The sequence below is a fragment of the Streptomyces sp. NPDC006134 genome, from assembly GCF_040628835.1.
Lineage (GTDB): Bacteria > Actinomycetota > Actinomycetes > Streptomycetales > Streptomycetaceae > Streptomyces.
Window position 1 is genome coordinate 31,878 of record NZ_JBEXTV010000023.1, and the last position, 12,552, is coordinate 44,429.

Annotated in this window: 10 protein-coding genes and 2 pseudogenes; 7 read left to right on the forward strand and 5 right to left on the reverse strand. The window is 71.2% G+C overall.

The window, feature by feature from the left end; translation table 11 throughout:
- Nucleotides 1–58: 58 nt before the first annotated feature.
- A complete protein-coding gene (locus tag ABZ340_RS17205) occupies nt 59–586 on the reverse strand; it encodes a hypothetical protein (RefSeq protein ID WP_358782591.1) in 528 nt (175 codons plus the stop codon).
- 712 nt (nt 587–1,298) lie between these two features.
- On the opposite strand from ABZ340_RS17205, the gene ABZ340_RS17210 reads away from it, so the two are divergent.
- Nucleotides 1,299–1,721, forward strand: a complete 423-nt coding sequence (locus ABZ340_RS17210; protein ID WP_358782592.1) for a DUF350 domain-containing protein — start codon at nt 1,299–1,301, stop codon at nt 1,719–1,721.
- Between the two features lie 52 nt (nt 1,722–1,773).
- On the opposite strand, the gene ABZ340_RS17215 is transcribed toward ABZ340_RS17210, so the two are convergent.
- Complete coding sequence (locus ABZ340_RS17215) at nt 1,774–3,372, reverse strand: hypothetical protein (RefSeq protein WP_358782593.1); 1,599 nt, start codon at nt 3,370–3,372, stop codon at nt 1,774–1,776.
- 1,220 nt (nt 3,373–4,592) lie between these two features.
- On the opposite strand from ABZ340_RS17215, the gene ABZ340_RS17220 reads away from it, so the two are divergent.
- The 5 genes and pseudogenes from ABZ340_RS17220 to ABZ340_RS17240 all read left to right on the forward strand — a co-directional run bounded on the left by ABZ340_RS17220 (nt 4,593) and on the right by ABZ340_RS17240 (nt 6,319).
- Complete coding sequence (locus tag ABZ340_RS17220; RefSeq protein ID WP_358782594.1) at nt 4,593–4,796, forward strand: hypothetical protein; 204 nt, start codon at nt 4,593–4,595, stop codon at nt 4,794–4,796.
- A complete protein-coding gene (locus ABZ340_RS17225; RefSeq protein WP_358782595.1) occupies nt 4,793–4,954 on the forward strand; it encodes a hypothetical protein in 162 nt (53 codons plus the stop codon). Before ABZ340_RS17220 ends, ABZ340_RS17225 begins: the two co-directional genes overlap by 4 nt.
- A 30-nt stretch (nt 4,955–4,984) precedes the next feature.
- A pseudogene (locus tag ABZ340_RS17230) lies at nt 4,985–5,083 on the forward strand (3-oxoadipate enol-lactone hydrolase); the annotation flags it as partial.
- A 226-nt stretch (nt 5,084–5,309) separates the two neighbouring features.
- Nucleotides 5,310–5,419: pseudogene (locus ABZ340_RS17235) on the forward strand (IS5/IS1182 family transposase); the annotation flags it as partial.
- A 213-nt stretch (nt 5,420–5,632) separates the two neighbouring features.
- Nucleotides 5,633–6,319 carry a TetR/AcrR family transcriptional regulator gene (locus ABZ340_RS17240; protein ID WP_358782596.1) on the forward strand — a complete coding sequence of 229 codons (687 nt, stop codon included), beginning with the start codon at nt 5,633–5,635 and terminating at the stop codon, nt 6,317–6,319.
- Nucleotides 6,320–6,371: 52 nt separating this feature from the next.
- Here the strand turns inward: ABZ340_RS17240 and ABZ340_RS17245 are convergent, their stop codons facing one another.
- From ABZ340_RS17245 to ABZ340_RS17255, 3 genes are all read right to left on the reverse strand, one after another.
- Nucleotides 6,372–8,843: a glycoside hydrolase family 3 C-terminal domain-containing protein gene (locus tag ABZ340_RS17245; RefSeq protein ID WP_358782597.1), complete on the reverse strand. Its 2,472-nt coding sequence runs from the start codon at nt 8,841–8,843 to the stop codon at nt 6,372–6,374.
- Between the two features lie 113 nt (nt 8,844–8,956).
- Nucleotides 8,957–9,547 carry an NADPH-dependent FMN reductase gene (locus ABZ340_RS17250; RefSeq protein ID WP_358782598.1) on the reverse strand — a complete coding sequence of 197 codons (591 nt, stop codon included), beginning with the start codon at nt 9,545–9,547 and terminating at the stop codon, nt 8,957–8,959.
- Nucleotides 9,548–9,562: 15 nt separating this feature from the next.
- A complete protein-coding gene (locus tag ABZ340_RS17255) occupies nt 9,563–10,666 on the reverse strand; it encodes an LLM class flavin-dependent oxidoreductase (RefSeq protein WP_358782599.1) in 1,104 nt (367 codons plus the stop codon).
- Between the two features lie 266 nt (nt 10,667–10,932).
- On the opposite strand from ABZ340_RS17255, the gene ABZ340_RS17260 reads away from it, so the two are divergent.
- Entirely contained in the window at nt 10,933–12,318 is a 1,386-nt protein-coding gene (locus tag ABZ340_RS17260; protein WP_358782600.1) for a glycoside-pentoside-hexuronide (GPH):cation symporter, read from the forward strand.
- Nucleotides 12,319–12,552: the final 234 nt, after the last annotated feature.

Genomic DNA, 12,552 nt, shown 5'->3' on the forward strand with positions numbered 1-12,552 from the left:
CGGCCGGGGCGGGGCGGGGTGGGCCGGTTTCCGGCCAACGCCTCACCCGGTGTGTGCGTCAGGCGCAGAGAACGCGCGTCTCGGGCGTGTAGACCGGACCGCCGCTGTAGTTCGTGCTGTCGCTGAACTCGGCGTAGAAGTACGAGTAGAAGCCGATGTTCCCGTTGCAGCCGGAGTCGGCGGCGATCTGCAGCGTCAGGGTCACCGTCCGGCTCTGGCCGGGCGGGATGGGGGCGTTGTAGTTGGTGCCGAGGTTGGACGGACCGGTGCCCGAACAGGGGGTGCTGCCGTCGGCGGTGGCGAGGCTGCACCCGGTGATCGCGTACTTCAGGTCGGGGCGCTGGGTGGTCAGCCAGGTGGGGTCGATCGTCTGGTAGACGAACCAGAGGTCGTAGGTCTTGTTGTTGGTCAGGGTCATCGTCAGGTTCACCGTGCCGCCCGGAGTGGTGGTGGCGGCGTCGGTGGTGAACTTCAGATCGGCGGGGTCCGGGTCGGCCGCGCTCGCGGAGGGGGCCAGGCCGAACACGGCGAGGACGAGGGCGAGGACGGCGCTGAGACCGAGACGTCTCATCAAGGGCGATCGCATGGGCCGGGAGGCTAGGGGCGGGGTGAGCGCGCCGTCTGCCCCCGCGCCGGCGCCAGGGGGCGAGGACGGCCGAAAGTGGGCGCCCCGTGAAGTGAATGTGGAAGAAGTGTGTGGGGGGAGTGGAGGGTGTAGCGCGCACGGTGGAGGCGGTGCGGCGGACGGGGCCGGTGACGAGGCCGGCCCCGGCACCTCGGGAGGAGGGCGACGGCGGTATTGGCCGGTACTCGCCGTACCGCCTTCCGCCCGGAGGGACCGCCCCCGGGGCCGGCCGCGCACTTCCGGCCGGCGGACCGTTGCCCGGCGGCCCGCCGGACCGGCGCCCGGAACCCCGCGCCGAGCCGGGCGGTCATGACCTTGCGCGGTCGGCCGGAAGCCGCCGGTGGTCACGTCCCCACTGAAGTGCCGGTCCGTCACCGATGGGCGTCACCGACGGGCAGCGCCGCACTCGTCGTTGCGGCGGTGCCCGTGGCGCGCAGGGCACCTGCAAGGGCCGCGTTTCCTGTGACCGCGGCGGCCAGACACCCCCCGCGGCCGTCGACGGCAGCCAGGTGGTGTGGCTGGACGCGACGACGGGCACCACCGACGTGATGACCCGCGCCCGGTCGGCCGGGTCCCGGGCCGCACCGGTCGGGACACCGAACGAATGCGCTACATTTTGCCTCGCCTTGACCGCGATCTTTCACACGCCTCATGCCTGGGAGCCGGCAGACTCATGACCGACATCGTCAACGGACTGGGGCGGGCCGCCGCTTACGGCGCGCTGGGCCTCGTCCTGCTCGTCCTCGGCATCGTCCTGGTCGACGCGCTGACCCCGGGGAAGCTGGGCCGGCAGATATGGGAACAGCGCAACCGCAACGCCGCCCTGGTCCTCAGCTCCGCACTGCTCGGCATCGGCGGCATCGTCTTCACCTCCATCTGGACGACGTACGAGGACTTCGGCAAGGGCCTGGTGTCGACCGCGGTGTTCGGGCTGCTGGGCCTGGTGATGATGGCGGTGGCCTTCCTCGTGGTGGACCTGATCACGCCGGGCCGCCTGGGCGCGACACTGGTCGACCCGGAGCCTCACCCGGCGGTGTGGGTCACCGCGTGCTGCAACCTCGCCGTGTCCGCCGTCATCGCGGCCTCCATCGCCTGATCCCCGCACGCGGGCACCGCTCGACGCGGGGCCGCGGTCTCCGGCGCGAGGCTCACCCGCCGAAGACCTTGCCCGTGAACTGGACGCTGCGCGCCGCCATCGTGCCCGACTCCGCGACCGCCGCCGTCTCCGCGGGCTTGAAGATCAGATCGTAGACCCGCTGCATGGCGGCGACGTCGTGCCCGTGGTGCCCCTGCCCTCCGTGTCCCTGTCCGTGTCCGTGACCGCCGTCGTGGCCGTCCGGTCCATGTCCGGAGACCGCCGGTCCCACCCACGGTGCCTCGACGCTGACCCATGGCCCCTCGGCGAACCAGGAGACGCCCCCCACGGTCTTGCGGGTGACCTGCCCCGGATGCGCGGCGGCGTGCGCCGCGTACCAGTCCTCGATGCGGTCGTCGACCCAGCCGTGCAGGCGCCAGAAGAGGGGGTGTACGTGTGACGAGAACGTGTCGTTGAGATCGTCGTAGTAGAACGGCTTGCCGTCGCGCGTCACCTTGATCCACTTCTCGGACGTCTCGGTGGGCGGCCGGCCGCCCGGCAGCGGCGTGAGCGGATTCTCGGGATCCGTCGGAAGCGAGCACCACCGGACGTGCATCAGGTTGTGGATCAGCCACTCGATCTTCGCGCCGAGCTGGTCGAGGGACAGCGTCGCAAGGTACTCCGGGTTCTTGAACTGCCGCTCGAGGAACGTCATCCGTGATCGCCAGTACTCATCGCTCTTGACGGTCGCCAGCCCCTTGGCGGCGGTGTCACCCTGTCCTTGATCCCAGGCCCGGGGCACGGAAAATCCGTCGCGATTCCGTGACTTCCGGTCCGGGGAGGGAATGGACGCCCATGCCTGGATCATGGGCAGGCCGTGTCCGCTCAGCAGCTCGCGGACCTCCTGGATCATCTGGCGGTGCATGTAGAGGAAATCCTCACCGGCGCCGTTGTCCGGCTCCCGCACGTCGACGGTCCCGCGCGTGGGGAACTGGTTCGGGCGCGGCGGGGCCCAGCCGAGCTGAGTGATCTCCGCCTTGTCGCTCTCCGAGATGTCGCCGTCGCTCGGCCTGACCCAGTTGTCCCGCAATCCGTGCCAGATCGCGTGGTGCAGGCGATGGTGCCGCGAGCCCATCAACTCGAGCACCTCGGGGGGAAGCGGGATCACCTCGCGCGCCTCGACGAACGCGGGGCGCACCATGATGAACGAGGCGACGGCGCCGGCCGGGGACGCGCGATCGGCCGTCTGGTTCGGCGCGAGGTCGTCGTGCGGCTGGCTGCGCACGACCGAGCCGACGATCGCGTCGGTCTGCCGGCGGCCGTTCGGCCACCTGGTGGTGTAGTACCCGTCGTACTCGTACAGCCAGCCGTCGCTCCGGGTCTCGGGCAAGCCGTGGGCGTTCCACTTGATCCAGGTGACTCCGTCGCGTTCCTCGATCTTGCCGTTCAGGCGCATGTCGAGCGGCCTTTCCTCGGTGCCCATCTCGAACAGCCCGGTGAGCGCGCCCGTGACCGTGGGATGAAAGGTCATCACCCCCTGGCCGAAGAGGTAGCGGGACCACTTGTCGACGTCACCCTTCACGATGTTCCCGGGGTCGAGGCCGGGCAGGAGGTCGGATCGGTTGGTGAAGCTGCGGTAGGTCCAGCTGCCGGCGAGCAAGTCGTAGATCATGGCCATTCGCCCTCATCTCGTTCGACGCCGCGCTCGCTTGGAATCCGATGGGCGGCATGCCTCATCGACGCAGGATCCGCGGAAGGAAGTCCTCGCGTCGCGGCGACTGGTTCCGGTACGGACCGGGCTGTGCAGGCCCGAAGCCGCACAGGTGGTGACGGTGCCCGGGCAGGGCGCGTTGTGCGACGGAACCCCCGGCTCGACACCCGGTGCCGGCATGCCGCCGAGGGCGCATACACGGAGTGCGCCCGAGGTGCCGACCCGTACGGTTCTCGACGCACAAGCTCATGGCTCCGGCACCGTCAGGCACATCGCACATGGCGTCGGCTGCCGGCGATCGCCACCGCGTCACCGGCCGCGGCCACGATGGGCGCAAGAGGACCGGGCATGTCGAGCCTCCCCGCATGCCGGCCACCCCACGGGACCTTCAGCGGTTGCGGCCGAGCCGAAGCTGTGTCTCCACCAGTGTCCGCCACGCGCGCTCCCTCCGCATCCGGACGACCTTGAGCGCGGATTCCGCGGCATGAAGCCCGGACCGCTGCCACGACCGGTCTGCCACCGGCTGGAGCACCACATCCGCGCACACGTGCCGACCTGCTGCCCGGCCCTGCCGCTCACCCGCGTCACCGAGCGCTCGTGCGGTCGAGGCCGGCGACGGAGCGACAGCACGCTGCCCACGCTGCGCCGTTTCCTCGCTCACGTGGAAACCCCTGATCGGCGCCTTCGTCCGACGCGGACGTCCCGGATCCCGGTACCTGTCCCGGCTCGGCCGTCGAGGCGGCCGCGGCCCGCGGGGGAGCCGGTGGTGAGCACCGTCCGGAAGGTGCGCACCACGGGGCTCGCCTCACCGCGCCGCCAGACGAGCCGGACGGGCAGCGGCCCGGGTCAGGCTGGTGATCCGGCCGTGCGGGGACGGTCCCATGCGGAGGGGGAACATGATGAACGGTCCCCCCCGCGAGTCTGGCCGTCGGCAGGAGTGAGGCCGGCGCCAGGGGATGCCGGCGGGGCAGGGCCGCGACCAGGACGTCACGGAAGATCACCCGGCCGGTCAGGCCTCCGGGATCTCGTTCTCGTTCAGGGCGTGCGGGATCTCGCGTCGATGGCGGTGCCGTTCTGCTCCTCTTCATCGGCGGCGGACACTCCGTGGCGCGCCGCGGCAACAGGGCCTGATCAAGTGAACGACTTCTTCTCCCGGCCGGAACGGTCCGGCCTGGGCGCGGATGCTGCCCGTCACGGCGGCCGCCCGGCATCTGCTGCCGCCGGCCCGCTTCGGATGCGCGCTCACGGTCGTGACCGGAGCGGTGTTGTTCGTCTCCGGCACCGTCGCCGTCGGCAACAGCGGCGCGGCGCCCTGGAAACCCGGCCTCCTGATCGTGGCGGGGACCAACGTGGTGGTCTTCCACCGGGGGTCTGCCGTGGCGTGAACAGCTGGGACATCGACGCCCCGACGCCGGCGAGAGCGAGGATCGCGGCCACCGTGTCGATCCTCGTGTGGTGCGCGGTGATCGCCGCCGGCCGGCTGCTCGCCCACACCCGAGGGCGCCGTGAAGGGCAGGAGCCGCCGGGTTCCCCGGCCGTGTGAGATCCCGTGGTACACGAGAGGGTCTGGGGCGTGAGTGAGACACCCCCGAACACCCTGCAATACCGTTTTGACGGGCCGGAAGAGGCCCTGGTCCTGATCCTGGGCCCCTCACTGGGCACCACATGGCACAGGTTGCAGAGACCGTCTACGGGTGGCCACGCCAGTCCATGATGGGTGCTTTGTAGCAGGTCAAGGCATCGGGTCCGGTGGCGTCGGCGTAGTTGGTGACAGGCGTGTGACAGAGCCGATGACAGACCGAGGCTCCGTCGGGGAGCATCCTGGTGGGCCCTTGTCCGGAGGAGCCATGGGACGAAGCCTCCGCTTTGCCCAGTGGAGCCAGGACCGGGTGCGGGCCAGGCTGCACCGGGTCGTCCTCGACGAGCTCGGTGCTCGGGGTGAGCCGGACCGGTCGCGGTGCGCGATCGGCTCCGTCAGCGTGCGGGCGGCGAAAGGGGGCCGCTGACCTGACCGAATCCGACCGGCCGTGGCGAGCCGGGATCGAAGATTCACCTCATCACCGACCGATCGGCCGACACCGCCGGGCCGCCGAAAGGACCGTGTCCCAGCCACCGTCGGCTCACCAGATGAAACGGCGTCTGAGCCACGAAGCGGCTCCCGTCGCGGACCTCGGCTGACGGCCGGGGCCGGCCCCGGCCGGCGGTTGCCTAGACTGGGCGGGTGTCCACGTCCCAGAACCGCCCCGCCAAGCCGTCCGGTGTCCGAGCCCCGAAGCAGGAGCGCAGTCAGCGGTCGTTCGAGCTGGTTCTGGACACCACGCTGGAACTGCTCGCCGAGAAGGGCTACCAGGGTTTCTCGCTCACTGAGGTGAGCCGCCGCTCCAAGGTGTCGGTGGGTGCCATCTACACCCGCGTCGACGGCAAGGACGCCATCCTGCGCGCGGCCCAGGAGCGGTTCCAGGAGCTGCTGTCCGCCGAACACCGGGAACTCGTCCGGGGCGACCGGTGGGAAGGCAAGCCACTGGCGGGCCTGCTTCCCGAACTGGTCGGGGAGTTCGCCCGTCTGCTGCAACGGCGCGGGAGGGTACTGGGCGCCTTCATGCAACTGGGCGCGGTGGACGAGACGGTGGCCAGGGTCGGCAAGGCCGGCTACTTCGATCTCCGGGACCGTTTCACCGCCCTGCTGCTGGAGCGCCGCGACGAGATCCGTCACCCCGATCCCGAGCGGGCGGTCAGGGCCTGCTTCGTCACCGTCTACGCGACGCTCGCCCGCGCCATGGCGCTCGACGTCGCCGCGGAGGCCGCGGAGGCGGCCGGGAGCGACAGCGGTGACCTGTCCGACCTCATCGAAGATCTGGGCGGGATGGCGCTGTCGTTCCTGCGCTGCGAGGCCCCCGCGGGGAACTGACGGAAGGGCTCCGGTGCCGGGCGCGGGCACAGGCGCCCGGCACACCGCTTCGTCAACCGGTCGGGCCGGTACGGAGCCTGCCCGCCCGGTCGACGTACACCCGGAAGCGGTGGAAGACGTCCCGGCTGGAGCGGGCCAGCCGAATCTCCCAGCGCCCCGCGCGCGGCCGCCAGCCCCCCGCTCGGGTGTCCCATACGCTGAGGTCCCTCATGTCCAGGGGGATGTCGACGCGCCGATCCTGTCCCGGGGCGACGTGGACGGCGGCGAAGCCGGCCAGCTGCTGTTCGGGGCGGCCGGGTTCCGCCTCGCCGGTCTCCGTGAGCGGGGCGACGTACACCTGGACCACCTCCTTGCCGCCCTGCCCCGCCTCGCAGCCGAGGGTGACTCCGACGAGGGCGAGATGCCGGCCGGCGGGGTCGGCGTGCAGATGCGCGGCGCGCCAGCGGATGTCCGCGTAGCCGAGACCGTGGCCGAAGCAGAAGCGCGGCGTGATCTGCCGGGCGTCGAAGTGCCGGTAGCCGACCAGTGCGCCCTCGGTGTAGGCGAGGCGGCCGTCGGCGGACGGGCCGGTCGAGGTCACGGCGTGGTCGGAGTCCTTGCGGGCCAGCGTGACCGGAAGCCGGCCGCCGGGCTCCAGCACCCCGGTCAGGACGTCGGCCAGGGCCGGCCCGTACTCCTGACCGGGGAACCACGTCAGCAGGACGGCAGCCGCCCGGTCCGCCCAGGGCATGTCCACGGCGAAAGGGGCGTTCACCACCACGACGGTGCGCGGATTGGCCGCGCAGACCTGCTCGATCAAGTGGGTCTGGGCAGTGGGCAGGGCGAGCGCGTCCCGGTCCTGACTCTCCAGCGAACTGTCCTGGGTGACCCCGGCGAACACGAGGGCCGTGTCCGCCGCACGGGCGGCGCGTACCGCGCGCTCGACCAGATCGGTGGGGGCGGTGGGACGTGCGCCGAACTGCATGCCCTGGGCTCGGCCGCCGCCGGTGAAGCGCATCTCGAAATCGACGCGGACCTGTCGGCCGGCGGTGAGCTCGACCGGGATGCGGGTGACGTCGCCGTGGAGAAGGGCCCCCATCACGTCGGCGGGCATGGCCCGGGAGCCCCCGCGCCCGGCCTCCGCACCGTCGATGGACAGGCGTACGTCGCCGGTGCCGGCGAAGTGGAAGTCGTAGGTGCCGTCGGTTTCGGGTGTGAGCAGGCACGAGACGCGTACGAGACCGCCGGAGCCTGCGGGCAGGCCGGCGAGGGCGCCTATGCCGGGCAGCTCGGTGAACCAGACGAGCATGCCGGTGGCCCGGGTGTCGGTGGCCAACGGCTCGGAGACGGTGCCGTCGGTGCCGATCCGGTGGTAGGTGACGGTGAACCCGGGTTCGTCGGGTGAGCCGGTGGCCTTGGGCGCGAGGGGCAGCAGAGAAGGGACGCGGGGCTCGGACCGGGCGCCGGGTTCATGGGCCACCACCCGGGGTCCGAGTGTCTCGCGCAGTGCCGCCAGAGGGGTGCGCACCTCGGGTCCGAGCGCGATCCGCGCGAAGGTGCCGCCTTGGTAGGCGGGCTCGTCCGCGTGGGGACCGATCACCGCGACGGACGTGCCGGCGGCGAGCGGCAGGACGGCCGGGTCGTTCTTCAGCAGGACGAAGGAGTCCGCTGCGGCCTCGTGCAGTACGCGCCGGGCCTCGGCGGCGGGCCGGGTGTGCGGGCTGCGTCCGGCGGTGCGGCGTGACAGCAGGGCCAGGCGTTCGACGCTCTGCTCCACGGCGGTCGCGCAGGCGTCCCCGGCGCGTACGGCCGCGGCGGCGGCCGGACCGAGGTGGCGGGCCGGTCCCGGCATCTCCAGATCGAGACCCGCCGCCAGAGAGCCGACGGTGGAGTGGGTGCCGAACCAGTCGGACATCACCACGCCGTCCCAGCCCCACTGCTCGCGCAGGATCCGGGTGAGCAGCTCGGGGTGTTCGGCGCAGTGCCGTCCGTTCAGCTTGTTGTAGGCGGCCATCATCGCCCACACACCGGCGCGGGCCGCGGCGGCGAAGGGTGCCAGGTAGACCTCGTGGAGCGTCTGCTCGTCGATCCGGACGTCGTAGCCGTGGCGGCCGGCCTCGGTGTCGTTGCACACCAGGTGCTTGGCGCAGGCGGCGACGCCCTTGCTCTGAACGCCGGTGATCCAGGCGGCTCCGAGGGTGCCGGCGAGATACGGGTCCTCGCCGAAGTGCTCGAAGGTGCGTCCGCCGGCGGGGCTGCGGCTGAGGTTCAGGTTCGGGCCGAGCAAGACGTCCACGTCGCGCGCGGCGGCCTGTTCCCCGAGCAGTTCCCCAACAGCCCGGACCGTCTCGCGATTCCAGGTGGCGGCCAGCGCGATGCCGGAGGGCGCCAGCAGCGAGACGTCACGCTCGTCGAGGAGCTCGCCGGTGACACCCATGGGTCCGTCGATCAGGCGCAGGCAGCGCACCAGGCGGACCGGGTCGGAGTGCGTGGTGTGCATGTCGGCGCCGGCGGTCAGGCGGGCCAACGCGTCCAGTTCGTTCATCGGGGTTCCATGGGTCTTCGTCGGTGAGCCGTCGTTCTCGACGGGTGGCGGTCGGCGTGCCGGCGGTGTCGCGGGCCTGGGCGGACCGCTGGGGAGCCTGCCGGTTGGCGGGTTCAGGCGGCGCGAACGGCGACCGGCGCCGTCGCGTGCCGCCGAGCGAACTCGTGTACCTGGATGCCCAGCAGTTCCAGCTGGGCGGCAGCCGCGGCGTCCGCGCAGGTGCCGTCGGCCTCGAAGAGCCTGGTGCGCGCCGAGTTGAGGGTGACGCCCAGCGGTGTCGGCCAGCCGCGCATGGCGTGCACGACGTTGCGCAGAGCGGTCAGCGTGGTCCCGCACGCCTGCCAGCCGGCCGCGGTGACCACCAGGCCGACGGCGCGTCCGTCGAAGTAGACCCGGCTGTCGTCGCGCAGGTCCTCCAGCAGGTCGACGGCGTTCTTGACCAGTCCGGAGATGCCGCCGTGGTAGCCGGGGGAGCCGATGACCAGCCCGTCGGCCCGGCGTACGGCGTCGACCAGGCGCTGCTGCTCCTCCGTGCGCTCGGGACGCTCGGGGGCGTAGTGGGGGAGCGAGGCGAGGAAGTCGCCGCCGAAGTGCACGGTGCGGGCGCCGCGCCGCTCGGCGGCGGCGAGGGCGGTGCGTACGGCCAGTTCGCTGCTGGAGCCGGGGCGGGTGGTGCCGCCGATACCGACGATGAGGTGACTCATGACGTGGGGACTGCCTTACTGGTCGGTGGAGCGGAAGCGGGGCATGACCTCGTCGGCGAACAGGCGCAGGGAGGACCGGGTGAGGGCGTAGCGCTCGGGGGTGAGGGGGCCGTTGGTGAAGCCCATGAGGATGTTGCCGACGCCCAGCTGCTCGTAGTGGCGGAGCTGCTCGGCGACCGTGTCCGGGCTGCCGTGGAGGCACCAGGTGCGGATCCAGTCCTCGGACAGCGCGTTCGGCGGGTCGGGAAGGTCGACACCGCTGATCGCCTCGGCGCGCTTGTTGAAGGCGTGCTCGCGCTCGATGGCCTCCTGGTAGGCGCCGAGGATCGTCTCCAGTTCCTCCCGCGCCTGCTCGTCCGTCGGAGCGACGTGCACGCACTGGTAGGAGTGCGTGGTCCAGGACATGCAGTCGTCGATGACGCCCTGCGGATACCCGGAGCCGGCCATGGCCGCGCGGTAGGCGTCGAGGTACTTCTGGAAGGCGGTCGACGGCTCCCCGCTTGCCGGTATCGGCGGAACGAACGCCGGGATGAAGGCCGGCCAGCCGTACTTCGCGGCCCGGGCGGTACTCGCCTCGCGCATCGCCACGCTCATCAGCCGGTGGCGGTCGCTGTAGGGGGCGGGCACGATCCGCTGGACCACGGCGCCCTTGTAGGGGCCGTGCTCGAACTCGATCGGTTCGTCCTCGGCCTTCTTCGCCCACAGCCGCTGCACCAGTTCGACCTGGGCGTCCATGAGGTCCTTGGAGTCCTGGAAGTCGACGCCGAAGCCGATGGTCTCCTCGGGCGTGGTGCCCGATCCGATGCCGACCAGCAGCTTGCCGCCGGTGAGGTGGTCGAGGAGGTTGACCCGTTCGGCGAAGCGCACCGGGTGGTGCAGCGGCAGCGTGGTCACCGAGAAGCCGTAGTGCACGTTCCGCGTCCGGCCGGCCAGGTACGCCGCGAACAGGAACGGGTCCGAGGCCATCGGCGCGTAGCCGGTGAAGTGGTGGTCGGGCAGGAAGACGGCGTCGAAGCCGAGCCGGTCGGCCTCCAGCGCGTGGTCGGCCAGGGTCCGGATGACGTAGGAGTCGTCGTCGGGTCCGGTGGAACGGCCGACGAGGAACACGGAGAAGCGCACGGGGCACCCCCAGATCGCTAAACAGAATCGAGATTCTGAAACTAGGGGCGCCCGGGCCTTCCGTCAAGGTCGGAGCAGAGAAAACAAAAACAGAATTCTGTATTGACTACGCGTCGGCGGCATGACACGTTTCGGCCACCGACCTCGCAGCGGAACGCTCAGCGGCCCGCGCGTCGGACACGGCGGGGTGCGCCGAGCCGCAGCAGGCCCGCACCCGCCGCTCCGTACCCTTCTCCGTCTTCACAACGAAGTGAGCGTGCGCGCACATGGCAGATCCGACGCTCGCGGCAGCGCCCGCGCAGACCGTCCCGCGACGGCTGACCCGCGGCGAGAAGCTGGGCTTCGGCCTCGGCGACCTCGCCTCCAACCTCTCCTGGAACTTCACCGGCAGCTTCCTGCTGTACTTCTACACGAACGTCGCCGCCGTCTCGGCGGCCGTCGCCGGCACCCTCATGCTGGTGGCCCGCATCCTCGACGCGATCGCCGACCCCGTGGTCGGCGCCGCCGTCGACCGCACCCGCAGCCGCCACGGGCGCGCCCGCCCCTACCTGCTGTACGGCGCGGTCCCGTTCGGCGTCCTGTCCGTGCTCACCTTCGTCTCACCCGACCTCTCCCACACCGGCAAGGTCGTCTACGCGGCCGTCACCTTCCTGCTCATGGGCGTCGTGTACTCGATCGTCAACATCCCCTACGGGGCGCTGATGCCGCTCATGACCCGTGACGGGCACGAGCGCATGCAACTGGGCACGGCCCGCGCCGTCGGCATGTCGGTCGGCACCGTCTTCGTCGCCGTCGCCACCCCGCACCTGGTCACGGCGTTCGGCGGCGGCAGCGAGGAGCGCGGCTACCTCCTCACCGCCGCCCTGCTCGGCGCCGGCAGCGCCCTCTTCTTCCTGGCCACCTTCCGCGCCACCACCGAGCACTACCGCGACCTGCCCGTCCAGGAGGCGGCGGGCAAGACCGTCACCGGCGCCTGGACCACGGTCAAGCAGGGGCTGCGCAACGGCCCCTGGGTGCTCGCCGCCCTGTTCATGGTGGTCAACTTCACCCGCCTGGGGCTGCTCACCACCGTCACCGTCTACTTCTCCCTGTACGTCCTCGAGGAACCGTGGACGATCTCCATCCTGCTTCCGCTGATCTCCGGCTCCCTGCTCGTCGGCTCACTGGCCGCACCCCGCTACTTCGCGCGCCTGGGCAAGCGACGCGGCAACGTCCTCGCCCTGGCCGCGGGCGCACTGCTGTACGCCGTCATGCCCTTCACCGAGTCGGTCCTCCCCCTGCTGATCACCGTCTACGTGTGCGCCTGCCTGGTCATCAGCCTCAGCCTCACCTCAAGCTTCACCCTCGTCGCGGACGCGGTGGACTACCACGAGTGGAAGTTCGGCAACCGAGCCACCGGACTGCTGAACGCCGCCCAGTCCCTCGCCACCAAACTCGGCACCGCACTGGGCAGCGCGCTGGTCGCCGGCGTCCTCGCCATGACCGCCTTCGACCCCGGCCACGTGGCCGGGGCCACGGTGAACGGCCTGCGCTGGCTCTACTACGGAGCGCCGATCGCCCTGCTGCTGCTCCAGCTCCTGGTCATGTCGTTCTGGCGGATGGACACCCTGCACCCGCGCATCCTCGAAGAGCTCAAGGAACGACAGAAGTGATCCGCGTATGCTCGCGACGGCGCCGCCCTCATACCTCGTAATACCTCGTACCCGGCGACTTCGGCCTCCCCGACCGGCTGACGATCCTGATGCGGTCATCGAGATCGTCCCCGGCGCCGCCACCCTCTCCCACGTCGACGCGCGCGCCTCCACGGACCAGGACACCAATGCCCTGGACGACGCAGTGACGAGGAAGCGCTCGGTGGCGCGGTGGGGAGCCTGTCCCCTCCCCGC

Coding starts and splice junctions, on each gene's coding strand:
- ABZ340_RS17260 (WP_358782600.1), top strand. CDS start 10,933: ATGGCAGATCCGACGCTCGCGGCAGCGCCCGCGCAGACCGTCCCGCGA.
- ABZ340_RS17205 (WP_358782591.1), bottom strand. CDS start 586: ATGCGATCGCCCTTGATGAGACGTCTCGGTCTCAGCGCCGTCCTCGCC.
- ABZ340_RS17220 (WP_358782594.1), top strand. CDS start 4,593: ATGCTGCCCGTCACGGCGGCCGCCCGGCATCTGCTGCCGCCGGCCCGC.
- ABZ340_RS17215 (WP_358782593.1), bottom strand. CDS start 3,372: ATGATCTACGACTTGCTCGCCGGCAGCTGGACCTACCGCAGCTTCACC.
- ABZ340_RS17250 (WP_358782598.1), bottom strand. CDS start 9,547: ATGAGTCACCTCATCGTCGGTATCGGCGGCACCACCCGCCCCGGCTCC.
- ABZ340_RS17245 (WP_358782597.1), bottom strand. CDS start 8,843: ATGAACGAACTGGACGCGTTGGCCCGCCTGACCGCCGGCGCCGACATG.
- ABZ340_RS17210 (WP_358782592.1), top strand. CDS start 1,299: ATGACCGACATCGTCAACGGACTGGGGCGGGCCGCCGCTTACGGCGCG.